The 25,971-nt window shown below is 67.8% G+C and carries 26 protein-coding genes and 1 tRNA gene; 8 read left to right on the top strand and 19 right to left on the bottom strand.

Annotated elements, in window-relative coordinates:
- Positions 1 to 56 precede the first annotated feature (56 nt).
- Entirely contained in the window at positions 57 to 728 is a 672-nt protein-coding gene (locus DEQ67_RS11480; protein ID WP_006601371.1) for a nitroreductase family protein, read from the top strand.
- A gap of 144 nt (positions 729 to 872) precedes the next feature.
- Here DEQ67_RS11480 and DEQ67_RS11485 read toward each other — a convergent pair whose 3' ends face one another.
- The gene (locus DEQ67_RS11485; protein ID WP_115860885.1) at positions 873 to 2,072 is read right to left on the bottom strand and encodes a KaiC domain-containing protein; all 1,200 of its coding nucleotides are present in this window, start codon (positions 2,070 to 2,072) and stop codon (positions 873 to 875) included.
- A 210-nt stretch (positions 2,073 to 2,282) separates the two neighbouring features.
- Between DEQ67_RS11485 and DEQ67_RS11490 the strand changes: the two genes are divergently transcribed.
- Positions 2,283 to 3,104 (top strand): NAD(+)/NADH kinase, encoded by an 822-nt coding sequence (locus DEQ67_RS11490; protein ID WP_004062602.1) that lies wholly within the window; start codon positions 2,283 to 2,285, stop codon positions 3,102 to 3,104.
- 15 nt (positions 3,105 to 3,119) lie between these two features.
- Here DEQ67_RS11490 and DEQ67_RS11495 read toward each other — a convergent pair whose 3' ends face one another.
- Together DEQ67_RS11495 and carB are read right to left on the bottom strand one after the other, a co-directional pair.
- Positions 3,120 to 3,884, bottom strand: coding sequence for an SDR family oxidoreductase (locus DEQ67_RS11495; protein WP_115860887.1), 765 nt, complete (start codon positions 3,882 to 3,884; stop codon positions 3,120 to 3,122).
- Positions 3,885 to 4,036: 152 nt separating this feature from the next.
- The gene (gene carB, locus DEQ67_RS11500; protein ID WP_115802980.1) at positions 4,037 to 7,285 is read right to left on the bottom strand and encodes a carbamoyl-phosphate synthase large subunit; all 3,249 of its coding nucleotides are present in this window, start codon (positions 7,283 to 7,285) and stop codon (positions 4,037 to 4,039) included.
- 144 nt (positions 7,286 to 7,429) lie between these two features.
- On the opposite strand from carB, the gene DEQ67_RS11505 reads away from it, so the two are divergent.
- Positions 7,430 to 8,452 carry a S66 family peptidase gene (locus DEQ67_RS11505; RefSeq protein ID WP_115891468.1) on the top strand — a complete coding sequence of 341 codons (1,023 nt, stop codon included), beginning with the start codon at positions 7,430 to 7,432 and terminating at the stop codon, positions 8,450 to 8,452.
- 25 nt (positions 8,453 to 8,477) lie between these two features.
- Here the strand turns inward: DEQ67_RS11505 and DEQ67_RS11510 are convergent, their stop codons facing one another.
- From DEQ67_RS11510 to DEQ67_RS11520, 3 genes are all read right to left on the bottom strand, one after another.
- Positions 8,478 to 9,008, bottom strand: coding sequence for a DUF5815 family protein (locus tag DEQ67_RS11510; RefSeq protein ID WP_004042248.1), 531 nt, complete (start codon positions 9,006 to 9,008; stop codon positions 8,478 to 8,480).
- Between the two features lie 160 nt (positions 9,009 to 9,168).
- The gene (locus tag DEQ67_RS11515; protein ID WP_004062606.1) at positions 9,169 to 9,420 is read right to left on the bottom strand and encodes a hypothetical protein; all 252 of its coding nucleotides are present in this window, start codon (positions 9,418 to 9,420) and stop codon (positions 9,169 to 9,171) included.
- A 165-nt stretch (positions 9,421 to 9,585) separates the two neighbouring features.
- Positions 9,586 to 9,807, bottom strand: a complete 222-nt coding sequence (locus tag DEQ67_RS11520) for a hypothetical protein (RefSeq protein ID WP_004042246.1) — start codon at positions 9,805 to 9,807, stop codon at positions 9,586 to 9,588.
- A 139-nt stretch (positions 9,808 to 9,946) separates the two neighbouring features.
- Between DEQ67_RS11520 and DEQ67_RS11525 the strand changes: the two genes are divergently transcribed.
- The gene (locus DEQ67_RS11525) at positions 9,947 to 11,170 is read left to right on the top strand and encodes a GNAT family N-acetyltransferase (RefSeq protein ID WP_115891521.1); all 1,224 of its coding nucleotides are present in this window, start codon (positions 9,947 to 9,949) and stop codon (positions 11,168 to 11,170) included.
- 69 nt (positions 11,171 to 11,239) lie between these two features.
- Positions 11,240 to 12,262 (top strand): sodium:calcium antiporter, encoded by a 1,023-nt coding sequence (locus DEQ67_RS11530; protein ID WP_006601370.1) that lies wholly within the window; start codon positions 11,240 to 11,242, stop codon positions 12,260 to 12,262.
- Positions 12,263 to 12,388: 126 nt separating this feature from the next.
- Here the strand turns inward: DEQ67_RS11530 and DEQ67_RS11535 are convergent, their stop codons facing one another.
- From DEQ67_RS11535 to DEQ67_RS11550, 4 genes are all read right to left on the bottom strand, one after another.
- Entirely contained in the window at positions 12,389 to 12,517 is a 129-nt protein-coding gene (locus DEQ67_RS11535; protein WP_004042243.1) for a hypothetical protein, read from the bottom strand.
- A 180-nt stretch (positions 12,518 to 12,697) separates the two neighbouring features.
- Positions 12,698 to 12,886: a hypothetical protein gene (locus DEQ67_RS11540; protein WP_004042242.1), complete on the bottom strand. Its 189-nt coding sequence runs from the start codon at positions 12,884 to 12,886 to the stop codon at positions 12,698 to 12,700.
- 326 nt (positions 12,887 to 13,212) lie between these two features.
- Positions 13,213 to 13,286, bottom strand: a tRNA-Ile gene (locus DEQ67_RS11545).
- Between the two features lie 180 nt (positions 13,287 to 13,466).
- Complete coding sequence (locus tag DEQ67_RS11550) at positions 13,467 to 14,051, bottom strand: FxsA family protein (protein ID WP_013035598.1); 585 nt, start codon at positions 14,049 to 14,051, stop codon at positions 13,467 to 13,469.
- 171 nt (positions 14,052 to 14,222) lie between these two features.
- Here DEQ67_RS11550 and DEQ67_RS11555 point away from each other — a divergent pair, with 171 nt between their 5' ends.
- Both DEQ67_RS11555 and DEQ67_RS11560 read left to right on the top strand, forming a co-directional pair.
- Positions 14,223 to 15,881 (top strand): DUF255 domain-containing protein, encoded by a 1,659-nt coding sequence (locus DEQ67_RS11555; protein ID WP_115802983.1) that lies wholly within the window; start codon positions 14,223 to 14,225, stop codon positions 15,879 to 15,881.
- Between the two features lie 74 nt (positions 15,882 to 15,955).
- Complete coding sequence (locus tag DEQ67_RS11560) at positions 15,956 to 16,759, top strand: TrmB family transcriptional regulator (protein WP_004062611.1); 804 nt, start codon at positions 15,956 to 15,958, stop codon at positions 16,757 to 16,759.
- A gap of 60 nt (positions 16,760 to 16,819) precedes the next feature.
- Here DEQ67_RS11560 and mptA read toward each other — a convergent pair whose 3' ends face one another.
- The 6 genes from mptA to DEQ67_RS11590 all read right to left on the bottom strand — a co-directional run bounded on the left by mptA (position 16,820) and on the right by DEQ67_RS11590 (position 21,566).
- Complete coding sequence (mptA, locus tag DEQ67_RS11565; RefSeq protein ID WP_115802984.1) at positions 16,820 to 17,746, bottom strand: GTP cyclohydrolase MptA; 927 nt, start codon at positions 17,744 to 17,746, stop codon at positions 16,820 to 16,822.
- Positions 17,747 to 17,827: 81 nt separating this feature from the next.
- Positions 17,828 to 18,223 carry a DUF7124 domain-containing protein gene (locus tag DEQ67_RS11570; protein ID WP_004042237.1) on the bottom strand — a complete coding sequence of 132 codons (396 nt, stop codon included), beginning with the start codon at positions 18,221 to 18,223 and terminating at the stop codon, positions 17,828 to 17,830.
- Between the two features lie 152 nt (positions 18,224 to 18,375).
- Positions 18,376 to 18,615 (bottom strand): hypothetical protein, encoded by a 240-nt coding sequence (locus tag DEQ67_RS11575; protein WP_144858646.1) that lies wholly within the window; start codon positions 18,613 to 18,615, stop codon positions 18,376 to 18,378.
- 218 nt (positions 18,616 to 18,833) lie between these two features.
- Positions 18,834 to 20,075, bottom strand: coding sequence for an NAD(P)/FAD-dependent oxidoreductase (locus DEQ67_RS11580; RefSeq protein ID WP_115802985.1), 1,242 nt, complete (start codon positions 20,073 to 20,075; stop codon positions 18,834 to 18,836).
- A gap of 125 nt (positions 20,076 to 20,200) precedes the next feature.
- Positions 20,201 to 20,569, bottom strand: coding sequence for a hypothetical protein (locus tag DEQ67_RS11585; protein WP_004062615.1), 369 nt, complete (start codon positions 20,567 to 20,569; stop codon positions 20,201 to 20,203).
- Between the two features lie 88 nt (positions 20,570 to 20,657).
- Positions 20,658 to 21,566: a winged helix-turn-helix domain-containing protein gene (locus tag DEQ67_RS11590; protein ID WP_115802987.1), complete on the bottom strand. Its 909-nt coding sequence runs from the start codon at positions 21,564 to 21,566 to the stop codon at positions 20,658 to 20,660.
- Between the two features lie 123 nt (positions 21,567 to 21,689).
- On the opposite strand from DEQ67_RS11590, the gene DEQ67_RS11595 reads away from it, so the two are divergent.
- Positions 21,690 to 22,331 carry a DUF6149 family protein gene (locus tag DEQ67_RS11595; RefSeq protein WP_199505989.1) on the top strand — a complete coding sequence of 214 codons (642 nt, stop codon included), beginning with the start codon at positions 21,690 to 21,692 and terminating at the stop codon, positions 22,329 to 22,331.
- A gap of 27 nt (positions 22,332 to 22,358) precedes the next feature.
- Here DEQ67_RS11595 and DEQ67_RS11600 read toward each other — a convergent pair whose 3' ends face one another.
- The 3 genes from DEQ67_RS11600 to DEQ67_RS11610 form a co-directional block, all read right to left on the bottom strand.
- Positions 22,359 to 23,843, bottom strand: coding sequence for an MATE family efflux transporter (locus DEQ67_RS11600; RefSeq protein ID WP_004062618.1), 1,485 nt, complete (start codon positions 23,841 to 23,843; stop codon positions 22,359 to 22,361).
- The gene (locus tag DEQ67_RS11605) at positions 23,840 to 24,499 is read right to left on the bottom strand and encodes a TetR/AcrR family transcriptional regulator (RefSeq protein WP_006601366.1); all 660 of its coding nucleotides are present in this window, start codon (positions 24,497 to 24,499) and stop codon (positions 23,840 to 23,842) included. The genes DEQ67_RS11600 and DEQ67_RS11605 overlap by 4 nt, the downstream gene beginning before the upstream one ends.
- Before the next feature lie 147 nt (positions 24,500 to 24,646).
- Complete coding sequence (locus DEQ67_RS11610) at positions 24,647 to 25,960, bottom strand: NAD(P)/FAD-dependent oxidoreductase (RefSeq protein WP_115802988.1); 1,314 nt, start codon at positions 25,958 to 25,960, stop codon at positions 24,647 to 24,649.
- Positions 25,961 to 25,971: the final 11 nt, after the last annotated feature.

Here is a 25,971-nt window from a genome sequence, read left to right on the forward strand (position 1 = left end):
GGCCGGTTCGACCGGATTGCAACGCCCTATTTCCGTGCCGTCCCTGGCGGCAACCGATGGAATTCACAGAGGTCGTGACGACTCGCCGCTCTATCCACGAGTACGCCGACGAGTCGCTCGATGACGAGACGCTCCGGACGATATTCGAAAACGCCGTGCAGGCCCCGTCGAGCTACAACCTCCAGCCGTGGGAGTTCGTCGTGCTGCGCGAAGACGAGACACAGCAGCTGCTCCGCGAGGCGGCCTACGACCAAGACCACGTCACCGGTGCCGCCGCGTCGGTCATCGTGCTCGGCAACAAGGACCCCGAAGCGCACGCCGAGACCGTCACCGACGACATGCTGGAGAAAGGCTACCTGCCGAGCGAAGAGGTCCGCGACGGCATCCTCGACAACATCGCCGGCATGGCCGACCTCCCCGAACAGGAGCGCCGCGTCTGGACCGTCCGCTCGACGTCGCTCGTCGCGATGTCGCTCATGTACGCCGCGTGGGACGAGGGCGTCGCCTCCTGTCCCGTCGGCGGCTTCGACGCCGACGCCGTCCTCGACGCGTTCGACATCGACGGCGAGCGGTACGAACCCGTGATGCTCCTGACGATGGGGTACCCCGCCGAGGACGCCGACGAACTGCAAGCGGAACGCAAGTACCGCCGCCCGGTCGACGAGGTCGTCCACTTCGAGAGCTTCGAGTCCGAGCAGTCGGCCGACCCTGCGACCGCCGACGACTGAGGTCTCGACGGCAACGCCGCCGCTCCCGGCGACGCTTTTTTGCCGCGGAGGCGCGCCCTTCAGCGGCCGACGCCACCGGAACACGGAACACGGAACACGGAGCACGGAGCACGGAACACGAAACGCGGAACGCCGGACGCGGACTCAGAAAATATTCGCCTGCTGGTAGACGCTGATGCCCTCATTCGTGAGTTCGTACGGTTTGGTCTCCCGGGAGTGGTTGGCGTCGCGTATCTTCTGAATCTCGATTGCGAGCCGGGTCTCCCGGAAGTCGTCGCCGCGGACGTACTGGAGGACGAACACGGCGTCCGAGAGGTACTCGACGATACCGTGGCGGGAGACGTACGGCGTCGACTGGTCCGCCTCGGAGGTGAGCATCGTCGTCACGCCGGCGTCCTTCAGCGACCGCGTGAAGTTGAACACCTCGCTGCGGCGCTTCGAGGGGTGGTCGTACATCATCTCCAGAAGCGAGACGGAGTCGAGGACGAGTCGGTCTGCGCCGAACTCCTCGACCAGCCGCGGGAGGTCGTTGCGGATGCTCGACAGGCTGTTGGCCATCTCCACGGGGTCGAGGTCGACGACGGCCAATCGGCCGTCGGCCTCGTACGTCGAGAACTCCCAGCCCTTCTCGTCGGCCGTATCGAGGATGCGCTCGCGGCTCTCTTCGAGCGTGATGTAGACGCCGCTGCCGCCGTCTTCGAGGGCTTTCCGGAGGAATTGTAGCCCGAACGTCGTCTTGCCGGTCCCGGCGCTCCCGATGGCCACCATCAGCGACCGTTTGGGGACGCCGCCGAGAATCATGTCGTCGAGTCCCTCGATGCCGATGTCGATGCGGTCGATGTCGGAGTCGAACTCCTCGTCGTCGAACGTCGGGGAGTCAGACCCCTCGGGACCGGAGCCGGGAGCGGGACCGAATCCGAAATCGTCGTCCGACGAGTCGCCGCCGAACCCGCCGCCCGCGTCGGGCATCGGCGCGTTGTTGAACGCCGTGGCGAAGTCGGTCGAAAACGGGTCGTCGTCGCCGTCGAGTGGGTCGTCGTCGCGTGAGTCGTCGCCCGTACTGTCCCCGAACGGGCCGTCACCGAACGACAGCGGCTCGTCGCGCTCGTCGGCGGCGTCGGCCCCCTCGCTTTCGGTCCCGAACTCGGCTCCCCCCGTCACCGACGAGTCCGGCGCGTCCGACTCCGCGGCCGAACCGCTGTCCGCGTCGCCCGCGTCGGTCCCGCCGTCGTCGGTCTCGCCGTCGTCACGCTGCTCGCTTTCCTCGGGGTCCGCGTCGTCTGCGTCGGTCTCGCCGTCGTCGGTCTCGCGGAGTGCCCGTTCGAACCAGTCGTCGTCACTCACGGGAGCCACCACCGAACGACAGCGCGGCCGGCGTCCGTGCCTGCCATCATCACATGGTGTGTCGGCGTCGTGATGAACGTTTCCCGTGCGCGGAGCTACCACGCAGCGTCACCGAGGGCGGCGAGCCGAGACTCGCCGGGACGAACCGAGCGAGCCGGGACCGGACGACGTGACGGTGGGCTTTTGCCCGGGGGCGTCAAATCGCGGGGCATGAAGGTCGGCATCGTCGCACAGAAGGGCAACAGCCGGGCCGCGTACCTCGCCGCGGAGACGTGCGAGGCGCTCGCCGGGGTCGACGCCGAGGCCGTCGTCGACGCGGCGACCGCCGAGGAGTTGGGCGTCGAGGGCACGCCCGTCGAGTCGTTCGACGACTGCGACCTCGTGGTGAGCATCGGCGGCGACGGAACGTTTCTCTACGCCGCCCGCGGTGCCGACGGCGTTCCCATTCTCGGCGTCAACCTCGGCGAGGTCGGCTTCCTGAACGCCGTCTCGCCCGCCGACGCCATCGACGAGGTGCTGGCCGAAGTCGCCGCGTTCCGGGAGGGGGACCAGTCGGTTCGAGAGGTCCCTCGCATCGTTGCCAGCGGCGACGGCTGGGAGATGGACCCGTCGATGAACGAGGTCGTCGTCCACGGGCCTCGGCGGGGTCACGGCGGCGGCGCGGACCTGGAAGTCCGCGTGGACGGCTCGCTGTACTCCGGGAGCCACGCCGACGGCGTACTCGTCACGACGCCCGCGGGGAGTTCCGCCTACAACCTCAGCGAGGGCGGCCCGCTCGTCCACCCCGGCGTCGAGGGACTCGTCGTCACCGAGATGGCGGCCGACGAGGGGATGCCGCCGCTGGTCGTCCCTCAGGGTGCCGCCGTGAGCGTCACCGTCACCGGCGCGGCGTCGGCGGTCGTCGTCGGCGACGGGCGGACCCGGCGGACGGTGTCGCCGCCGACGGAGGTTCGCATCGAGCGGTCCGACTCGCCGGTCCGACTCGCCGGTCCGACCTCCGACTTCTTCGAAGCGCTCGGCAAACTCGACTGACTGCGCCGCCGCCGACTACTCCGCGAGTTCTCGCTCTCGCTCTCGTTCGCTCTCGTCGCCCGCCGCCTCGGCTCGGGGCAGCGGCGTCCAATCAATATCGACCACGTTGTCGGCCCGCTTGCGGAGTCCGGGGCGAGAGACGACCTCGAACGTCCGGTTTTCCGTCTCGCGGGTGAAAAGCGAGTGCGCGAGGACGTTCGCCACGTCGGCGCGGGGGATGCTCCCGCGGACGGAGTCGCCGCCCTCCCCGACGACCACGTCGCCGGTCGCGGGGCCGTCGGTGAGCGCGCCGGGCCTGATAATCGTGTGGTCGAGCGGCGCGTCTCGGAGCCGGTTCTCGCTTCGTTCCTTCGCCGAGAGGACGCCCGCCGCCGTGAGAAGCGCGCGGAGCGACAGCGGGAGGCCGCCCTTCGAGTCGCCGACGCCGATAGAGGACGTGAGGACGAACCGCTGTGCGCCCGAAGCGGTCGCGGCGTCAACGAGGTTGACGACGCCCGCGCCGTCGACGAGGTCGCCGCGGATGGTTTCGAGCCCCGCCGAGACGCCGACCGCGGAGACGACGGCGTCGGCGTCGAGGACCGCCTGACGGGCGTCGTCGGGGTCGAGGAGGTCGCCGACGACGACCTCGTCCGCGCCGCGCGCTCTGAGCTCCGACTCGGCGTCGGCGTCGCGGGTCAGCGCCCTGACGACGAGGGGCGTCTCGGCCAGCGCGTCGAGGACGTGTCGGCCCGTCCGACCCGTCGCACCGGCGAGGAGGACGCGACCGCGATTGCGTGTCATACCCGCGCATGGGGGCGCGGCTCAATAACCTTCGGGAACGCGTCAAAAGTCCGGACCGGCGGCGGTCAGCGACCGCGAGAAAACACGGTCGAGTCGGCGGCGAGTCGAGGAATCGAGTCGGGTGGGTCGCGGGTCGCGCGCCGTACTGGCTCTTACTGGCCCCAGTTGGCGACGACGCGCGGGCGCTCGCCGACCGGGAGCACGTCGATGTCCTCGTCGGCCGCGCCGCGGGCTTCGAGCGCCGCCTTCGCGGAGGCGTACGTCGAGAAGTAGCTGACCTCCTCTTCGACGCAGTCGATGAGCGTGTCGCGGTCGCGGGAGACGACGAAGTCGAAGTCGCCCTCGCGGAGCATCGTGAGGAAGTCGTCGACGTCCTCGGGCGTGAGCACCTCGTAGTACTCGTTGAAGGCGTCGAGCAGTTCCTGTCCGGCCTCGCTGTCGGCGTCGGGGAACTCGGGGTCAGCGAGGTCCACGTAGACGGTGCCGTCGGCTGGAATCGGGTCGTTGGCTGCCGACTGGGCCTTCTCGTAGGCCTTGCCGAACGAGGTCGCGGTGCCCATGACCTCGCCCGTGGACTTCATCTCGGGGCCGAGACGCGGGTCCGAACCCGGCAGGCGGTCGAACGGGAGGACGACCTCCTTGACCGACACCTGCTCGGGAATCTGCTCGCTCACGTCGAGGTCGGCAAGCGAGTTGCCGGCCATGACCTTCGCCGCGAGTTTGGCGATTGGGACGCCCGTCGCCTTCGAGACGAACGGGACGGTCCGCGAGGAACGGGGGTTGGCTTCGAGGACGTACACGTCGTTCGAGCCGTCCTCGTTTTGCTTGACCGCGAGTTGGACGTTCATCAGGCCGACCGTGTCGAGGGCGCTGGCGATGTCCTCCGTGACCTCGCGGACGCGGGCCATCGTCTCGTCGTCGAGCGAGCGCGGCGGAATCATACACGCGGAGTCGCCGGAGTGGACGCCGGCGGCCTCGACGTGTTCCATCACGCCGCCGATGAGGACATCTTCGCCGTCGGAGACGGCGTCCACGTCGAGTTCGACGCCGTCGGCGAGGAACTCGTCGATGAGGATGGGCTTGTCGGGGGAGACGCGAACGGCCTCCTCGATGTACTCCTTGAGGTCCGCGTCGGAGTGGACGATTTCCATCGCGCGGCCGCCGAGGACGTACGACGGGCGAACGAGCACGGGGTAGCCGAGGTCGTTGGCGAGGTCGAGCGCCTCTGCCTCGCTGGTCGCGGAGCCGCCTTCGGGCTGGAGGATGCCGAGGTCGTCCATCAGGCGGTTGAAGCGGTCGCGGTCCTCGGCGAGGTCCATCGCGTCGATGGTCGTGCCGAGAATCTCGCAGTCGACGCCGCGGCGGTCGAGTTCGGATTCGAGCGGGTGGCCGATGTTGACCGAGGTCTGCCCGCCGAACTGGAGCATGACGCCGTCGGCGTCGATGGCCTCGATGACGTCGGCGACCTCTTCTGCCGTGATGGGCTCGAAAAAGAGGCCGTCGGAGGTGTCGTAGTCGGTCGACACCGTCTCGGGGTTGTTGTTGACGACGTGCGCGTCGATGCCCATGTCGCGGAGCGCCTGCACCGCGTGGACCGAACAGTAGTCGAACTCGACGCCCTGCCCGATGCGGATGGGACCGCCGCCGACGACGACGACGCTCTCCATGTCGCGGTCGACGCGGAGTTCGTTACCCGCCGAGTCGCCCTCGAAGGGGCCGCGGAAGAACTCGGGCTTGCGCGCGGAGTAGTAGTACGGCGTCTGCGCGGCGAACTCGCCGGCGCAGGTGTCGACCTGCTTGTAGGTGCGGCCGGGGACGTTCTGTTCGACCTCGCCGACGCTCGTGCCGGTCGCCGCGGCGATGCTGGCGTTGGTGTGGCCGGCGGAGGCGGCGGCGGCGAAGTCGCCCTCGGCGGCGGCCTCGACCGCCTCGACGACGCGGCCGAAGCGCTCGACGTACCACTCGTGGATGTCCGTGAGTTCGACCACGTCCTCCGTGGTGTAGCCGCGCTCGAACGCCTCGAAGATGGCGTACGGGCGGTCGGGAGTCGGTTTTTCGAGGTACTCGGCTTCGAGTTCCTCGTCGGACACCTCGTCCCAGTCGGCGGCGGGGTCGTACTCGGACGACCGAAGCGCCTTCAGAAGCGACTCCTCGAAGGTGCGCCCGATGGACATCGCCTCGCCGGTGGACTTCATGGCCGTCGAGAGCTCGAAGTCCACGTCGGTGAACTTGTCCTTGGGCCACCGCGGCACCTTCGTGACCACGTAGTCGATTGCCGGCTCGAAGGCGGCGGTGGTCTCGCCGGTGATTTCGTTGGTAATCTCGTGGAGGCGCTTGCCGAGGGCGACCTTCGCCGTGACGCGGGCGATGGGGTAGCCGGTCGCCTTGGATGCGAGCGCGGACGACCGCGAGACGCGCGGGTTCACCTCGACGACGCGGTACTCGCCGCCGGGCGTGCCGTCGTCGTGCCACGCGAACTGGATGTTACAGCCGCCCTGAATGCCGAGTTCGCGGATGACCTGGAGCGCGGCGTCGCGCATCTCTTGGTGGCCCTCGTCGGGGATGACCTGCGAGGGCGTGACGACGGTGGACTCGCCGGTGTGAATCCCCATCGGGTCGATGTTCTCCATGTTGCAGATGATGATACACGAGTCGTCGGCGTCGCGCATCACCTCGTATTCGAGTTCGACCCAGCCGGAGATGGACTCCGTGATGAGGACTTCGCTGTTGCGCGAGAGGCGAAGCCCCTTGCGGACGCGGGAGACGAGTTCGTCCATCTCGTGGACGACGCCGGAGCCGGAGCCGCCGAGCGTGTAGGTCGTCCGCGAGATGACCGGGAGACCGCCGACGGCGTCGACGGAGTCTTCGACGCGCTCTACAAGGGCCTCCTCGGTGATGTTCTCGACCGCCTCGCCTTCCTCCAGCGAGATGGTCGTCGACTTCGGGACGGGCTGGCCGATTTTCTCCATGCGCTGGCGGAACAGGTCGCGGTCCTCCGTCGCGTAGATGGTGTCGAGCGGCGTGCCCATGATGTCCACGTCGAACTCCTCTAAGACGCCCTCCTCCGCGAGTTCGGCCGTGACGTTGAGTCCGGTCTGCCCGCCGAGTCCGGCGATGACGCCGTCGGGGCGCTCGCGTTCGATAATCTCGGAGATGGCCTCGGTCGTGATGGGTTCGATGTAGACCTTGTCGGCCATCTCGGGGTCGGTCATGATGGTCGCGGGGTTCGAGTTGACGAGGACAACTCGCGCGCCTTCCTCTCGGAGCGCGCGGCAGGCCTGCGCGCCGGAGTAGTCGAATTCCGCCGCCTGTCCGATCTGGATTGGGCCGCTTCCGATGAGCAAAATCGTCCGGTCCTCCGTGCCTTCCTGAGGGCCGGTCGAGGTGTCCTCGTCAGTCATCGTCGGAATCCAATCCGCACATCGTAATAAGTCCGGCGAAAAATTACGAGGTCCGAAACTCGATTGCGAATTTCGAAAATGTTGCCGAACGCCGCTGTCGCGGCCGGGGAAGGCTTTTGACGGGTATCCGAGTACCGGCTACGCATGCCCGCGGTATTCACGACGCCGCCGCCGCTCGACGCCGGAGACCGAGTCGCGGTCGTCGCGCCGTCGCGCCCCATCGACGAGTCACAGTTGGACCGTGCGTGCGCGCGGCTCCGCGACGTGTTCTCGCTCGACCCCGTCGTCTTCGAGTCGGCCCGACGCGACTGGGAGTGGCTCCGGGACAACCCGGCGGCGCGCGCGGAGGACGTGATGGCGGCCTTCGAGGACCCGTCGATACGCGGCGTCATCGCTGTCACCGGCGGCGACGACCAGCTTCGAATCCTCCCGCATCTCGACCCGGCGCGGCTGACCGCGTCGCCGACGCGCTTCTTCGGCTTCAGCGACAACGACAATCTCCGGCTGTTCCTCTGGACCCACGGCGTCGTGAGCTACGGCGCGACGCTCCACCCGACGCTCACCGTGGACCCCGAAATCCACCCGTACGTCGAGCGATACCTCCGGCGGGCGTTCTTCGAGCGCTCTCTCGGCGTCGTCGAGCCCGCCTCGGAGTGGACCGACGACTGGTTCGACTTCGACACCGAAGAGCCCCGAGAGTGGCGCGATAACCCGGGTCGGACGTGGCGGGGCGACGAACGAGTGACCGGGCGACTCTGGGGCGGTAACTTCAGCGTCGTGAAGTGGCATCTCCAGACCGGCCGGTACCTCCCGAACCCCGACGAACTCGACGGGGCGGTGCTCGCGCTCGAAACCTCGGAGGACGTGCCGCTCCCCCGCGAGGTCCGGTACACGTTGCGGTCGATGGGCGAACGCGGCTTGTTAGAACGATTCGACGGCGTCGTGGTCGGTCGGCCGCGGACGTACTCGCCCGAACTGGAGTGGGAACCGCCGGCCGACTACGGCGCGCACCTCCGCGCGGAGCTGCTGTTGGTCCTCGACGCGTACAACCCCGACGCCACGGCGGTGTTCGACGTGGAGTTCGGCCACGCCGACCCGACGGTGCCGCTCCCGCTCGGCGCGAAGGCGACGCTGGACCCGGCGGTCGAGCGGCTTCGAATCGACTGAAAAGCGGGGCGTCCCCGCCCGAGCGCTACATGTACGGCTCGGGGTCGAGGTCGCGCTGGGCGCGGTACTGGTCGACGAACTCGCCCACGTCGAACTGGAGCATCTTCGACTCGAACTCCGAGACGACGTCGTCGTCGTCGGCGTGGCTGACGGCGTGTTCCATCAGCTCCACGACGAGTTCGACGATTATCTCGTGGAGCCTTCGAGAATCGAAATCGGTCACCCAGACGATGCCCGCGCCGAGTTCGCCGTCCTCGGACACGTCCTCGGAGACGACGGCTTCGGGGAACTCCTCCAAGACGATGCCCATGAGGTGGGCCGTCCCGAACTCGGGCATGTCGTCGCTCGTGGTCTCGATGGTCTCCTGAAGGATGTCGACGAGGAACTCCGGGAGGAAGCGGTCGGGCGGGTGGACGTCCATGACGACTGCGTGGCTGTCGCCGCACGGACAGTCGAACTCCCGTTTGCCCAAGTCGAGTTCCCGGACGCGCTTCGTCTCGCCGCAGGGGAGGTCCAAGACGGCCCCGCGGCCGCCGGGAACGCTCGGTTCAGACATACCCGTGGGTTGCGGTTCTCGCCGTTTAAACGTCGCGTTCTTCGGAATCGGCGCGAGCGAAAAACGAGGCGCGGACCGTCGGTTGCGGTCGGTCGGTCGGTCCGTCGGACTGTCGCGAAAAACGGCGGTGAGTCGGGCGAAACCGCCCGTCGGCGTCCCCTCAGCGACGGCCCGAGACGTAGACGATGGGGCCGACGACGAGGAGCGTGATGCCGAGGAACATGTAGTGGGGCTTGGCCAGCGTCACCGGGGTCAGAAGGAAGATGAGCCCGAACAGCGTGGCGTTGATGCCGAGGATGTGCCGGGACTTCAGCGGCAGCGTTCCGACCGTCGACAGGACGAACACGAGCAACAGCGCCTGCCCGATGTTGTAGTCGAGCAGGAAGGTGTCTACGAGCTGAAGGGGAAGCATTCTTGTTTTCTCGATCGGTTCGAATCGACTATCAAAGTTCCGTTATTCTCGTTGGAAACCGGCGGTCGAACCCCCCGATATTGGGGCGACCGGGCGGTCGGTGCGGTCCCGGGAGTCGGTGAACACCGCTGTCGGTGCGGGTGACGCCCGACGGACGGGGGCGCGCTACTCGGCCGGACCGGTGATGTCGAGCGGGCGAATCCACCCGTACCAGACGATAACGACCATGCCCGCGTAGCCGAGCGTGAACACGACCATCCCGAGGTCGTTGTAGCCGGCCTCGCCGAGGAGGCGTCGCGCCACGCCCGGGAGGACGATGCCGAGCGTCACGACCGCCGCGAGGAGGAGGTTCCCCCGCGACAGAAACGACTGCTTCGTCTCGCTCATGAGCGGGACTCGGGACCGAGGCGACGTGAATCGCACGGTTCCGAGAGCGACCCCGAACTCCGGTCCCGACGCGCCCGAATCGCTGGACCGCGCGCCCGCGGCACCGAAAACCTATATCGTCCCCCGACGCACCGCGGGTATGCACCTCCGTCCCCTCCCCGAGGAGCACCGCGAGACGTACCGCGAGTTCCTCAACTACGCCTTCCGGCCCGAGAACGGCCCCGACTGGTCGGACGAGCGACTGCCCGACCCGGAGAGCTACCGCCCGCGGGGGTTCTACGACGCCCCGCCCGACGCGCCCGTCGAGGACCTCGACGCGGCCGACCTGCGGACGGTGTGTGCTTTCTACGACTTCACGGCCCGCGTCCGCGGCGAGTGGCACCCGCTCCCCGGTATCTCGGCGGTCGCCTCACCTCCGGAGGCGCGCCGACAGGGCCACGTCGCCGCGATGCTCGACGCCCTCCTCGCGGAGTTCCGCGACACCGGCCGGTATCTCTCGGCGCTCTGGCCGTTCGAGTACGCTTTCTACCGCCGGTTCGGCTGGGCGACGGCGAGCAACTACGCGAAGACGACGGTGCCGCCCGACGAACTCGGGGCGGTCGCCGCCGACCCGGCCGGGGAGTTCGTCCGACTCGACGCCGACGACTGGGGGCGGGTCAAAGACGTATCCGCGGCCGCGGCGACCGAAGACCTCGCGGTGGACCGAAGCGAGGGCTGGATTCGCCACCGGCTGTTCCGCGGGTGGGACGACGACCCGTTCGTCTACGGCTGGGAGCGAGACGGCGACCTCCGCGGCTACGTCGTCTACGACGTGACCGGCGACTGGGAGTCGCGGACGCTGTCCGTGGACGAACTCGTCGCCGCCGACGCCGAGGCCCGCGCCCACCTGTTTCGGTTCCTCCGGGACCACGACTCGCAGGTCGACGAGGTCGTCCTCTCGTCGGAACACGAATCCTCCCGGCTCATCGACGACCTGACCGACCCGCGGGCGGCGACGGTCGAACTCAAGCCCGGCCCGATGGTCCGCATCGTGGACGTGCCGGCCGCCCTCGAAGCCGTCTCGTTCCCCGCCGACGCCGCCTGCGACCTCGTCCTCGCGGTCGAAGACGGCCGGTGCGACTGGAACGACGGCCCGTTCAGCCTCATCGTCGCCGACGGCGCGGCGAGCGTCGAATCGGTTGGCCGCGACGCCGACCCCGACGCGACCGTCGAAATCGGGGCGCTCTCGCAACTCCTCGTCGGCGCGCGGGCCGTCGAGGCGCTCGCTCGCACCGACCGCCTCTCGGTCGCTGATGCGGAGGCGGCCGACGCCCTCGCCTCGGTGTTCACAGAGCGGGACCGCTACCTGCGCGAGGGGTTCTGAGCGAGCGGAGCGTCGAATCCGACACCCGGCCGGGTCGGGTTTTTTCTCACCGGCCGCCGAAATCCGGGCGTGGCATCAGTTCCGATTCTCGTCGGGTTCACAGTCGTCGGGGCGATTCTCGCGTGGAAGGGCGGCGACATGCTCGTGCAGGCCTCGGACCGGTTGGGCGCGTACTACGGACTCCCCGCCATCGTGCAGGGGGCTATCATCGCCGCCGTGGGGTCGAGCTTCCCCGAGCTATCGAGTATCGTCATCGCCACGCTCCGGTACCAGTCGTTCGACATCGGGGTCGGTGCGGTCGTCGGGTCGGCCGTCTACAACATCCTCATCATCCCGGCCGTGTCGGCGCTGGTCGGTGAGGGCCAGCGGCTCGCCTCGAACCGCGACTTAGTCTACAAGGAAGCGCAGTTCTACTTGCTTTCTATCGCCGTCCTCGTGCTCACGTTCTCGCTTGCGGTCATCTACCGCCCCGCCGCCGACACCGCGGGCCTCGACGGGTTCGTCACGCGCCCGCTGGCGTGCATCCCGCTCGGGCTGTACGGGCTGTATCTGTTCATGCAGTACCACGACACGCTGGAGCACCGCGCCGGACTCACCGCCGTCGTCGACGACGTGAACCCGAAACGCGAGTGGCTCGCGCTCGGCGGGTCGCTCGCGGTCATCCTCGTCGGAGCCGAACTGCTCGTCCGCGCGGCGGTCGGTCTCGGCGACGCCTTCGGCACGTCGCCGTTCCTCTGGGGGCTGACGGTCGTCGCCGCCGGCACGAGCCTGCCGGACACCTTCGTCAGCGTCGGAGCCGCTCGGCAGGGCAACGCGCCGATGAGCCTCGCCAACGTCTTCGGGAGCAACGTCTTCGCGCTCCTCGTCGCCCTCCCCGTCGGCATCCTCGTCGCCGGGGGCGCGGTCATCGCGTTCGAGGAGGTCGTTCCGATGATGAGTTTCCTCACGGGCGCGTCGGTCGTCTTCTTCGCCGTCCTCCGGACCGAGATGGCGCTGACGCGCGGCGAGGCGTACGTCCTCCTCGGAACCTACGCGCTGTTCGTCGCGTGGCTGGTCGCAGAGAGCCTCGGCGTGACGGGCGTTCTCGGCTGAGGCGACGCTCGGGAGCAACCACTCAGAAAACGGAAAACGGACTCGCCGCAGGAAGGGCAGTCGCGGCGAGCGAGGTTGATGATGACTGCACGCGCAGTCGGGGGTCGAGGGTCGGTCCGAACCCTGTTAGTCGCCGGGCGTGTTACCACGCTGGTACCGGCCGACCATCTTCCACATCGCCGCGTCGAGATCCTCGCCGTCGGCGGCGGACTCAATCTGGCGGTACAGGTGTTCGGAGACGTCGATGGTTGGCATCACCAACACGTATGGCGTGTACGGATTTAATACTACTGGGATACAGAACTGAGTAAATTTGTTCGGGAGGGACGGACGCGTAGCCACGAGACCGGGCGACAGCGCCGCCGTTCGGAGGTGTGAAACGGTTGGTGCCGAGAGAAACTCGGAGTGGAAGACGTGACAGAAGCCAGAGTGTTGCTACTGCCGCGCCTGCCGGAGCGACGCGCCGTCGAAGCGCTTCAACGCGAGTTCGCCCGCTTCGAGCGGGTCGACGGGCGTGTCGTGTTCGTCGTCCATGTGTTCCATCGCGAGAACGCCGACGCTCTCGCGGGAGTCGGCCGTGGAGGTGTGGCCGCACCCGTACAGACAGGTGAGTTCGTATTCCATGTTATTCAGTACCACAATCTATTGCGTGATATATCTTTCTCCGTATTCGTCCGTTCGACCAACCAGATGCCGATAAATGCGAACGAATCTGCGTAAAGAGACGTGAGTTTGTGCGAAACAATCGGATATCTGAGTCAAACATTAGTGATTCTCTGTATCGGGTCGTCGTCGGTCGGATGGGGGAGTCGAGACTCCGTCGCTGATTCGTCCCGACGACACGAACGATAGACCGAGCGTTCTCTCGGTCGGTGATATTCGCAGAAGTTGGGTGGCCGGGGAGTTTCAGCCCCTGACTCGCATCGGCAACGAAACGTTATCGATGGGAGTGGGCCAACGCGGATTTGAACCGCGGGCCTCCCGGTTATCAGCCGAGCGCTCAACCTGACTGAGCTATTGGCCCAGGTAAGCGCATTCACTCGTTGTGCGCTGTTGATTTTAAGACTTTCTTTTCGGAGGCGCGTTGGTGCGTGTTAGTGAATGTCGTCGCCGTCGGTCGATTGCGGGACTCGAAACGCCGGCCAATCGCGTGACTGCGCGGGTGAAACACTCGGAACAACCGACACGAGAGCGGCGAAAACGGTTACGTGGAGTCGTTGCTGTCGCGGTCGAACCGATACGAGTCGGGGTCGGCGTCGTAGACGCCGTCACCGCCGCTGCTACTGCCGGAACTGCCGCTGCCGCTGGAACCGCTTCCGCCGCTCGGGCCGGGCGAGCCACCGGGACCGCCGGGACCGAAGTCGCCCTGCGGGAAGCCGGTCGTCCAGACGTTGCCGGTGACGAAGCCGTCGGCGCGCTTGTCGAGGTACGGCTTGACGACGAAGCGCTTGAGCACCTCGCGGATGGGGTACCGCGTCACCGGGATGGCGAGCAGGAAGCCGATGGTGTCGGTGACGAGCCCCGGCGTGAGGAGGAACGCGCCCGCGGCGATGAGCAGGCCGCCGTCCATGACCTCGTTCGTCGGGAGGTCGCCGCCGGCGAACTTCGACTGGAGGCTTCTGAGGGTGTGTCGCCCCTCGGCGCGGACGATGAGCATCCCGACGAGCCCAGTCAGGACGACGAGCGCGACGGTCGGCACGAGGTCGATGTACTGCGCGACGACCACGAGCAGCAACGCGTCGGAGAGGGGGATGAGGAGCAAGAGCGCCATCAGCGTGCGCGTTCGCATGGGCGACACTACCGGGCCGCGGCCCATAGCCCTTTTGTCCCGCCCGCGGCGCGCCGGGTTCTCGCATCCGTCCGCGACGGTCGTCGAGGGGTTCGCGCGACCCGCGGACGGCGACCGGTCGTGCCACGAGGGCTCGAAGCGCTTACCCGCGTCCACCGCGGATGGGTGGACATGACCGACGAGACGCGCGTCGAATGGCGAGAGTGGGGTCCCGACGCGTTCGCCGAGGCGCGAGCGGCGGACAAGCCAATCTTGCTTTCGCTGTCGGCGACGTGGTGCGAGGACTGTCACGAGATGGACGCCGAGACGTACGCCGAACCGCGCATCGCGGCGAACCTCAACGACGGCTTCGTCCCGATTCGGGTGAACGTGGACCGCCAACCGCGCATCCGCGAGCGGTACAACATGGGCGGCTTCCCCTCGACCGTCTTCCTCGCGCCCGACGGCCACCCCATCACGGGCGCGACGTTCATCGGCCCCGACGGCATGCGGCAGGTTATCGACCGCGTACGCGAGGTGTGGGACAAGAAGGGCGCAGAGGCCGGCCGCCTCCCGCGGGCGCTCAGGGGCGACCTCCCGCCCGCGGGCGAGGTGTCGCCGCAGATCGAATCGCACCTCGCCGGCCAGTTGGAAGTCGCCTTCGACGAGGCCCACGGCGGCTGGGGCGACGCCGCGAAGTTCCCGCTCCCGCGGACCGTCGAGTTCGCGCTGAAGCGCGACCGAAGCCGGGCGCTCCGGTCCCTCGACGCGATTCGCGACGGGCTGTACGACCCCGTCGAGGGCGGCTTCTTCCGCTACGCCGACGACGCCGCGTGGTCGAAGCCGAACCGCGAGAAGACGCTCGAATCGAACGCCGCGCTCCTGCGGGCGTTCGCCAACGGCTACCGCTACACCGGCGAGGACGCCTACCTCGACCCCGCGTCGGGGACCGCCGACTTCCTCGTCGACTCGCTGTGGACCGGGACCGGCTTCGCCGGGAGCATGGGCCCCGCGGCGGGGACGGACTACTACCTCCTCGGGAAGGAGGGCCGCGACAACGCGCCCGGCCCGCGAACCGACCTCACGGTGTACGCCGGCGGCAACGCCCTCGCCGCGGACGCGCTGTTGGTGCTGGCGGGGCTCACCGACGACGAGCGGGCCCGCGAGTTCGGTTCGCGCGCGCTCTCGCGGGTCGCAGAGGACCTCGTCGACGACGGCGTCGTGACGCACTTCCGGTCCGGCGGCGACGCGGGCGAGGACCTCCTGCTCGAAGACCAGGCGCGCGTGGTCGCCGCGGCCTGCCGCGCCCGGCAGGTGCTCGGCGACGAAACGGTGGCGGGCGACCCGCTTCTGGACTTCGCCGCCGAGGTTGCCGACGCCGCCATCGACGAACTGTTCGACGAGGGCTCGTTCCTCGACGGCCCCGCGAGCGGCGAGGCGCTCCTGTCGTCGCCGCTGCGCCCGCTCGACGGGAACGTGGAGATGGCGAACGCGCTCGTCGACCTCGCGGCGCTCACCGGCGACGAGCGCTACCGCGAGGTCGCACAGGAGACCATCGCCGCGTTCGCTGGCGCGTGGGACCGCATCGGCGTGCAGGTCGCCGCCTACGGAACCGCGGCGGCGCGGCTGCTCCGCGACCCGCTTCTCGTCGAACTCAACGACGGCGTCGGCTCCGACCTCCACCGGGCGGCGCTCCGCGTCGCGGACCACGAGGCGCTCGTGGTTCCGGATGCCGATGCCGACGGTCTCCCGGCGGGGACCGCGCGCGTCAGCGCCGGCGAGACGGCGGTGGAGGCAACCACTCCCGAGGAGTTGATGGAGGCGGTCTCCACGGTGACGCCCGACGCCTGACCGCGACCCGCGGCAACCGCAGACGGGTGTAAACATCCGGTTTGTTTATCAGGGAGAAACGAGACGGACGGTGCATGACCAGTTTGCGAGACCTCGGGCTGTCCGAGTACGAGGCCCGAGCCTATCGCGCCCTCCTGCGGACGGGCGCGACGACGGCCAAGGAGTTATCCCGCGCCAGCGACGTGCCGATGGGCCGCGTCTACGACGTGCTGAACAGCCTCGAACAGTACCACCTCATCCGGAGTCAGGCGGCCAGCCGGCCGAAGAAGTACGTCGCCGTCGAGCCCGACACGGCGCTCGACCGCCTACTCGAATCGAAGCGCCAAGAGCTGGCCGAGAAGGCCGAGCAGTACGAGAACGTCGTCGCCGAGCTGACCGACGAACTCGACGCCGCCGAGCCGGTTCACGACCAGTTCTGGACGGCCGCGGTCGGCGCTGACGAGACCATCGACCTGCTCGTGGAGCGACTCGCGGCGGCCGACGACTCGCTCGTGATGGTCGCCGGGACGCCCTCGCCGCAGTTCGACCTCGACGCCGTCGGCGACCTCGTCGTGGACGAACTGGAGGCGGCGCTCGACCGCGGGGTCGACGTGTCGATGCTCATGTCGCCGGGGCTCGTCGACAGCCTGCCCGAGAGCGTCGGCCAGAGCTACATGGACCGGCTGTCGAGCAGGTCGAACTTCCGCGCGCGCACCGCGGAGAACGTCACGGGCGTGTTCAACCTCATCGACGACGTGGAGGTCTGTATCGAGGTGCCGAACCCCCTCAACCCCGGACAGGCGTTCGCCATGATAGACCTGAAAGACCCCGAGTTCGCCGCCGACCTCCGCGCGACGTTCGACCCGCGCTGGGAGGAAGCGGCACCGCTCCCGTTGTAGCGGTTCGCGGCGGTACAGAATCGAGGTTCGAAAAACGAGCGTCTCGGGCGTCGAGGGCGTTCAGGCGTCGAGTTCGTCGCGGAGCTGTCCCAGCGTCACCTCGCGCTCGGCGTGGGCGTTGTGCTGGTGAATCGACTCGTCGTTCGACTGTTTCATGTGGACCACCGCGTCGTCCCCGAGGTGGTCGAGCGCCTCGAGGGACAGCTCGGCCATCGAGCGGACGCAGTCCTCGACGAACTTCGCGTTGGCGTGGGCGTGGTAGGTCATGTGGTCCTCGTCGGGGCGCTTGGCGAGGTTGTAGATGCGCGCCGACATCGAGTCGCGGGCGATGTCGATGAGGTCCATGAGGTCGACCTCCGGCGAGCCCTCGGTCTCGACGGTGAGCGTGGCGTGGCCGCGCTGGGAGTGACCCGGCTGGGGGACCTTGTCGAGGAACTCCTCGATGGTGTCGTCGTCGACGGCGAGGTCCTGCAACACGTCGCGGGCGCGGGAGGCGGACATGCCCTGCGAGCAGGGACAGACGGTCATGCCGACCACTTCCGCGCCGATTTCCTCGCGAGTGCCCTCGTCGGTCGCGGTGGCGCTGGCGATGATTTCGGCGGTGCTCTGGGTGGAGAGGCCGCTTGCGGGGGTGTCCTCGCGGACGACGAGTTCGGCGGTCATGCTGACCTCGGCGGTCGTCGTGTACTCGTGTTTGGCGAGGAGGCGCTCGGCGGCGTCGCCGCACATGTCCTCGACGCGGTAGGCCGGCTCGGAGACGGCGGCTTCGAGGACCTCGTCGATGACCTGCATATTTCGGCTCATGTCGATGCCCTTGCGGCCGCCGGGGAGGTCGACGAACACTTCGAACTCCGCCATCAAGACGAGGGGTCGCTTCCCGTCGCGGGCGATCTTGACGAGCTTCTCGACGCCCGTGACGCCGACCTGGCTCAGCCCGACGGTCACGTCCGGCTGGGAGGCCTGTACGTCAGGCAACTGGTGACTCATCGAGGAGTAAAAAGTGCCGTTGCTGATTAGTGCTTTCGATAGGGGAACGGAATCGCGGGCGAACGCGCCGCTGTGTTCCGACTAGGGCCAGTCGTCGCGCCCCTCGGCCTCGAAGGGGTCGGCGGGGGCGTCGTCGTCGCCGGCGAGCACCCACTCGGCGGCCTCGGCGGCGTCCTCGACCGGGAGGTACTCCCAGCCGGTTTCTTCGGCCACCGCGCGGTCCTCGTCGGACGTGCCGATGAAGACGTGCCGGTCGGTGTCGAACTGGCGCATCACGTTTTCGAGGCTCTCTTCGACGCCGCGCGGTCCGGAGAAGAAGTCCTGCCGGATGCGCTCTTTCCGGGTGAAGTTCGTCACGACGTAGGTCGGCTTCTCGCTCACCACGCCGATGTACTTCGTCCACGTTCGCGCGTCCGAAAACGCCGCGTTCGGGTCGCCGAGCTGTTTGAGCGCGGAGAGTTCGAACGCGAGCGTCATCGTTCCTTGGCCGCCACCTGTTGCCATACCCGGCGATAGGCGGCGACGCGTGGAAAACGACTTCGGTCCCGGCCGTCCGCGAGCGGGGGACCGCCGGCTCGGAGGCGACCGGGACGGGCGGCGAACGCGAGCAACGGGGCGGCGCAGAGAACTTACTTGACGCGAACGTAGTCGGTGAACACCACGATATCGCCCCGCGAGAGCCGCGAGGTGGTCGTGTCGATGTCGAGCGTGCCGGCGGGGGTCGCGGTCGCGAGCGCGCGCTGGGTCCGCTCGCTCAGCTCGTCGAAGTGATGGACGCGCACGCCGGGCGGTACGTCAGAGACGGGTGCGACGGTCGGCGGTGCGGTGGCGTCTGGAGAAGACGGCGGCTGTCCGTCTTTAGATGACATGTGGTAACACACTACACAGACAGAGATAAATGTTTGGCCGTTGGGGCGTCGGACGACGAGGGACGAGACGAGACGGGACGGGACGGTGAGTGCGCCGGACGAAAGAGAGCCAAAACGGGAGCGAGCGAACCGCGAGTCGCGGGCGGCGCGCGAGCCCGGACCGGCGGACACGCGCAGACGCGGCTGGCCGGGTGAAAACAGCGGGAACGGGTCCCGAGTTACTGTTCGGCCGCCGCGCCTTCGAGGTCGTCGAGTTGGAAGTCCTGTTTCACGAGGATTTCCTTTTGGCCGCTCACGTCGACCTGTTCGCGCATGAGCTTCTTGTACTTCGTCTGCGGCGAGAGGTCGCCGATGAGGACGCCGCCGACGATTTTGCCGTCCTTGATGGCGAGCCGCCGCCACTCGGTGTCGGAGTACTTGGCCTCGACGTGGTCGTCGCCGAGCGTCGGGTGGCCGAACGAGAGGAACGGGAAGTCGAAGTGAGTGATGGAGTACGACGAGACCCAGCGGAACTCCTCGGAGCCGTAGTCGACCATGTTCTTGGCCGCGATGGTCCCCTGTTCCTTGGCGGAGCCCCACGCGCCGTTCTGGGCGCGGTCACCGAGGATGAGGTCGTGGAACTCGGTGATGTCACCGGCCGCGAAGATGTCATCGTGGTTCGTCCGCATGAACTCGTCCGTGTAGATGCCGTTGTCGTACTCGATGTCGGTGCCGCCGAGAATCTCCGTGTTGAAGTTCAGGCCGATGGCGATGCCGACGAAGTCGGCGTCGTAGCGGTCGCCGTTGGGGTCGACGGCGGTCGTGACGCGGTCGTTCTCGTCGACCTCGAAGTGGTCGACGCCGGAGTCGAAGACGGGTTCGACGTTGCGCTCGCGGAGCGCCTCGTGGATGATTTCCGCGCCCTCCTCGGAGAGGGCGTAGCGCCACCACGCCTTGCCGCGCATGAGGTACTTGCCCTCGACCTCTTGGGCGGCCGTGATGGCCGCGAGGTCGATGCCGAGCAGGCCCGCACCGATGACGACGGAGTTGTCCGCGCCCTCGATGTGCTCTTTGATGTCCCGGGCGTCCTGGAACGTCCAGAAGTGGTGGATGCCCTCCGCGTCGGAGTTCTCGACGGGGAGCTGGGTCGGCGTGCCGCCGACGGCGAGGAGGAGTTTGTCGTAGTCGTACTCGGTGCCGTCGTGGGCGGTGACGGTGTGGCCCTCGGGGTCGATGTCCGTGACGAGCGTGTCGAGTTCGAGGTCCACGTCGCGGTCGTCGTACCACGACTCGTCGTGGATGGAGATGGGGGCCTCGGGCAGTTTGCCCTTGGCGAATTCCTTGATGAGAATGCGGTTGTACAGCGGTTCGCCCTCGTCCGTGATGATGGTGATGTCGGCGTCGGGTTCCTCTTCGCGGAGTGTCTCAGCCGCTGAGGCCCCGGCGATACCGTCGCCGACGATCACGTACGATTGGCTCATGACCCGACGTTTGTATTCGGGGTTAATGTGGATTGCTATCTCCCTCATGATTGTTTTGCAGGCGGAACTCGGGGCGAGATGGCGAGACGGGAGCCGAATCGCGGGCGTTGCTGCGGCTCACCGAGTCACTCGGTGAAGCCGCCGTCGGCGGCAGCGGGGCACTCCGACGGTCCCGACGCCGCGTCGTCGTCGCCGCGAGCGAGTGCGTCGCGGGCGAGGCCGCGAACGCGGCCGGGAACGCCGCTGGCAGCGACGACACCGACGGCCCCGCGAACGACGGCGATGCCGACCGCGAGGCCGAGCGGCCAGCCCAAGAACAGCGCCACGAGACCGAGACCGGGTACGAGCGGGGCGACGAGCGTCGCGACGGCAGTGGCCGCGAAGACGCCGACGACCGCCGCGACCGCGGCGAGAGCGGTCTCCGAAAGCGTCCTGAACCGCTGCGGGAGCGTCGCTCGCACGTCGTCGCGGCCGAGATGAGTATCGTCGAACATGGTCGTTCTCCTCGTGTGGAGAGACGACCGTCGACACCAAAATAGTAATCTGAATTACATTTCTGTAAGCGGGTTTACCGTAGCGAGCTTATGAAATTCGCTCGATAGGTTCGACCGCGGAGTCGACGACCGACAGGTCGCCGTCGAGTTCGACGACGAGATGCTCGTCGTCCGCGTCGATGCGGACGCGGATGCGCCACGGCTCCTCGGAGACGACGGTGAGCGCCTCGTCTCCGACGACCCACGGGAACCGCCAGAACGGCGTCCCGCACACGTCTTCGCCCCGCGAGGAGAGGAAGCCGAGGACCGTCGACTCGTCGAGGAGCACCAGTCCCACGGGCGAGACGGCCTCGTAGGCGCACTGGGCGCAGCGGTGAGTGACGACTACCTCGAGGTCGAACGGGTCGGCGTCGCGGGACAGCGCGGTGCTCGTCGTCCCGCCGCACTCGGGGCAGACGCCGTCGGCGGCGAGGCAGTGGAGGTGTCGCACGCGCTGGTCGAACGCCGACAGGAGCGCCTCCGACGAGCGGCCTTCGAGACCGCCGGGCGGGAACTCCTCGTGGGCGTGGACCCGAGCGCAGTCGGCACAGGAGATGGTGAGTTTCTCGTCGCCGTAGTCGGCTTCGAGCGAGCCGCCGCAGGCGACACAGGAGCCGGGGGCCGGAAAGGCGGGGAGGACGGGGTCCTCGTTGAACGTCCCCGCGAGCACGGCGCGGACGACCTTCTCGCCGGCGTGCCGGAAGTCGTAGCCCTCGTCGGTCTTGCGGACGAACTGGCCGCGGAGCTTTCCGAGGTGGTAGTTGAACCGTGCGCTGTCGTCGACGCCGACCCGTCGGCGGAGCTCGGAGAAGGGGATGGGGCGGTCGGGTGACTCCCAGAGCGCTTCGAGGATGGTGAGTCGAGTCTCGTCGGCGACGATGCCGAACGCTTCGGCCGGCGAGATGCAGTCGTCGCAGTCGAGGACCGAGTCCTCGCGGACGGATGCGGAGTCGCTCATACCCCCCTCATTCGGGCGAGTCGCATTAAATCACCTCGTCAAATCTCGTTCGGGAGCTTCGCGGGCCGCGACGGGGTCGGTCCGTCTCGCTCGGGGCGAACGCGCGTCGTCGTCCCCGGAGACGTGGTCTTTACGTGTATTCGACCCGAAGCGAACGACGAAATGAAGATTCGCCAGAACATCCGCCACTTCGCGACGAAAAAGGCGCTCACCATGCCGGTCATCGGCGACATCGCCACCGAGAAGATGGTGGACCTCCACGTTCGCATCTTCAGCGAGCGCGCGGACCCCGACCGCCGAGACGAGCGCGAGGACCACATGGCGGCGTTCTTCGAGTGCACCTTCGACACCTACCTCGCGGCGCTCGACGTCGGCTTCCCCGAGGCCGAGGCCCGCGAGATAACCCACGTGCAGGCCAACTTCGACTTCTACAACCACGGCTGGACCGAGATGATGGAGATTCCGGTCGACGAAATCGAGGCCCACTACGAGCGCTACAAGGAGTTCTTCGAGCGCCACGGCATCGACATCGCGGAGCCGCTCGGCGAGTTCCGCACCATCGATATCCCCGACGCGCCCGCGACGCTGGACAAACTCGACGACCCCGACCACCCCCACGCTGAGGGCGGCTTCGCCGACGACGTGTACGTCGAAGACGACTCGGGCGAGGTCGGAGTCGGCGGGGCCGACGAGCCCGAGGACGTGGACGTGTCGGCCGCGCCGGGGATGCAGGACGTCGACCGCACCGACGAGAAGACCGCTTAAAAGGGACCGCGCGGAGTCGTTTCTCGCTTAGTCGTCGGTCGGCACGGCGGGGCCGACGTCGACGACGCTGTTTTTCCACGTGCCGCGGGTGAACCACGCGAAGGCGAGCAGCGCCACCCCGACGTTCGAGAAGGCGATGCCGTACCAGATGCCGGTCGGGCCCATCGAGAAGAACTCCACGAGGACGAACGCCGCGGGGATGCGAAGCACCCACAGCGAGATGAGCGAGAACACCATCGCCGTCCGGGTCGAGCCGCTGCCGCGGAACCCGCCGTTGACGACGTTGAACGCCCCGAGGAACAGGAACGTCGGGCCGATGATTCGCAGGTAGTCCACGCCGATGGCGATGACCGCCGGCTCGCCGGGGATGAACACCGCGACGATGGGTTCGGCGAACAGGTAGGCGGCGGCGGAGACGAACACCAGCGCGGTGACGATGATGCCGACGCCCCAGAACACGGCGTGTTCGGCGCGCTCGGCCTGGTCAGCGCCGAGGTTCTGGCCGACGACCGTCGAGGTCCCCTGCGCGAGGCCGATTGCCGGCAGGAACACCAGCGAGTTGAGGCGGTTGCCGATACCGAACGCGGCGACCGCGGTCTCGGTGCTGGCTCCGCCGGCGTTGACCGCGGCGTAGGCGACGAGCGCCGTGAGGGCGGTCACGCCGAGCGCGCGGGTCGACTGTTCGATGCTCGACGGCGCGCCGATGCGGACGATGCGCTCGACCATCTCGCGCTCCGGAATCAGGTCGCGCGGCGAGAGGCTGATGCCGACCCGGCCCGACAGCAGGAGCCAGAAGCCGACGAGCGCGCCGACGCCGCGGGAGAACACCGTGGCGATGGCCGCGCCCTGCACGCCGAAGCCGGTGAAGCCGGTCGCGGCGAACAGCGACTGTCCGAGGCTTTCGAGCCCGAGGAGGCCGAATATCGGGTTCGCGTTGAACCCGAGGATGAGAAACGGGTCGAGAAAGACGTTGATGACGACGCCGAGCCCCATCAGGTACATCGGCGTCTTGGTGTCGCCCCACCCGCGGAGCAGCGCCTGGAAGATGAAGAAGCCGAACATGAACGCGACGCCGAGGAAGATGGTGCGCGTGTACTCGACCGCCAACTGGTGGACTTCGGTGCCGGGCGTCGTCCCGATGAGCGGGAGCAGTATCGGCGTCAACAGATAGCCGATGACCGCGAACCCGGCCGAAAGCAGGATGACGAACCCGAGGGTCTGGCCGGCGGCGTGGTCGACTTCGTCGTGGTTGCCCGCGCCCTTGTTCTGGGCGACGAGGACCGTCCCGGCGACGGTGAACCCGCCGCCGAACGAAATCATGAGGAAGACGAGCGGCCACGAAAACGACAGCGCCGAGACGGCCTCGGAGCCGACGCGCCCGACCCAGAAGGTGTCGGCGAGGTTGTACGCGACCTGCATAATCTGCGAGAAGACGAGCGGGAGCGACAGCACCAACATCGGCTTGACGAGGTCGCCGTCGACGAGGTTGACGTCCTTGGCCTTCGCGCTCATTCGTCACCTCCCTCGCGAACGAGGTTCTCGACGACGAACTCGTCGAGCGCGGCGCGGACCTCGGTCGGCGCGTCGAAGGCGGACTGACTCGCCGTCTCGGTTCCCGAGGGGTCGGTCACGGCGACGCGCTGGAGGCGCGCGCCGTCGAGCGCGGCGAAGAGGAGCGACGCCGTTCGGTCGGCGTCGACCTCGCGGAAATCCCCCTTCTCGACGCCCTCGCGGATGATGTCGGCGAGGCGGCGGCGGATGACCGCCTCGTTGCGGGCGACCCGCTCGCGGTAGGTCTCGACGTAGGGGGCCTGCGTCCGCAGTTCGTTGAGGGCCAGTCCGAAGCGGTCGTAGTCGCCGTCGTAGTCGCCGTCCGGGACCATCTTGTCGAGGAGGACCCGGAGCCGCGTCTCGGGGGCGTCGCCCTCCGTCGCGGCGACCCGCGCCTCGAAGCGGTCGAACAGGTAGTCGAGAAAGGCGACGAGCAGTTCCTGTTTCGTCCCGTAGTGGTAGTGGAGGAGGGACTTGCTCTTTCCGGCCTCGTCTGCGATTCGTTGCATCGTCAGGTCCGCGTAGCCGTGGGCGCACAGCGCCCGGTAGGTCGCGGCCATCAGTTCCTCGTGGACCTCGTCGGGGACCGACTGGTCCGGCGTCTCGTCTGCACTCACTAACTGACTAGTCAGTCAGCAGCTTAAAAAGCAGTTGCGAACGGGAAACCGATTGCCGGTAAGCGTGCGACTAAGCGGCACGAGAGACCGTTGCACGCCACGACGACGAACCGCGCTGAAACGGCTTCGAAAGCGGCGCTGTGACGGCTACTGGCTGCGGTCGATGCGGTCCGCGACCTCGTAGCCGGCCACGATACCGCCGTTCAGCGACCGCTCGGGGTACTGCGCCTCCGACGCCATCCCCGCGTAGTAGACGCCCTCGGCCACGTCGTCGCCGAGGTCGTACGGGACCACGAGGTCGAGATAGCCGCGTTCGTACACCGGGCCGGCGCGGGGGTTACGAGCGATTTTGAACTCCTCGACCGCCGACCGGTCGAAGTCGGGGAACATCTCCTCGATTTCGTCGAACCACGCGTCTTCGACCTCCTCGTCGCTCATCTGCCAGAGCTCTTCGTGCGGTCCCTGCACGTAACTGGCGACGTACAGCAGGTGGTCGCCGCCGTAGCGCTCTTTCGGCACGAAGTTCGTGTGCTCGATGAGCGACCCGAACGGCGCGTCGTGGGCGATGTTGAGCCAGTAGGTGTCCATCAGCGACTCCGACATGGTCGCCAGCCCGCAGACCGCCCCTTGGAAGTCGATGTCGCAGGGGAAGCCCGTGAGGTCTTCGAGCACGTTCGGCATCGTCGCCACGACGACCGACTCGACCTCGTGGGTCTCGGTCCCGTCGTCCGTCTCGACGGTCAGCGTCGAGACCGCCTCGCCGTCGGTGTCGAGTTCGGTCACGCGCGCGCCGGTCTCGATGTGCTCGCGGCCGACCGCCTCGACCAGCGCGTCGATGAAGGGCGCGAAGCCGCCGTCGAAGTAGCCGAGTTTCTCGCCGCGCAGCAGGTCGCGCTCGCCGCGGAAGCGCACGCGCCCGAGGAACCACGACGCCGACACGTCGCGTTTGCGCTCACCGAACTTGCCGTCGAGAAGCGGGTCGACGAAGTTGTCGTAGACGCCGCGGGTCGTGTGCTCGACGACGAACTCCTCGATTGGGGTGTGTTCGTACTCCGCGAGTTCCTCGTAGGCGTCGAAGTCGGGGATACCCCCGCGCACGTCGACGCCGAGGGTGAGCATGCCGAGGCGGAACTTGTCGTAGAGGCTCATGTGGGGGTACGCGGCGATTTGCCACGCGGTGTCCAGCGGGTGGACGACGCCGTCGACGTAGTAGGCGTTCTTGCCGATGCGCCACTCCAAGTCGTCTTCGAGGCCGAGTTCCGCGGCGAGTTCGACGATGGTTTCTTCGGACTTCGAGAGGTGGTGGTAGAACTTCTCGATGTCGTCGCCGTTCGTCTCGTAGGTCGCTGCGAGGCCGCCGAGGGAGTCGGCCGCCTCGAAGACTCGAACGTCGTGACCCCGGTTCTGGAGTCGGTACGCCGCGGCGAGGCCCGCGATGCCGCCGCCGACGATGCCTATCATGCCCCGAGGTT

It is taken from the genome of Haloferax sp. Atlit-48N, from assembly GCF_003383015.2.
GTDB classification, from domain to species: Archaea; Halobacteriota; Halobacteria; order Halobacteriales; family Haloferacaceae; genus Haloferax; species Haloferax volcanii.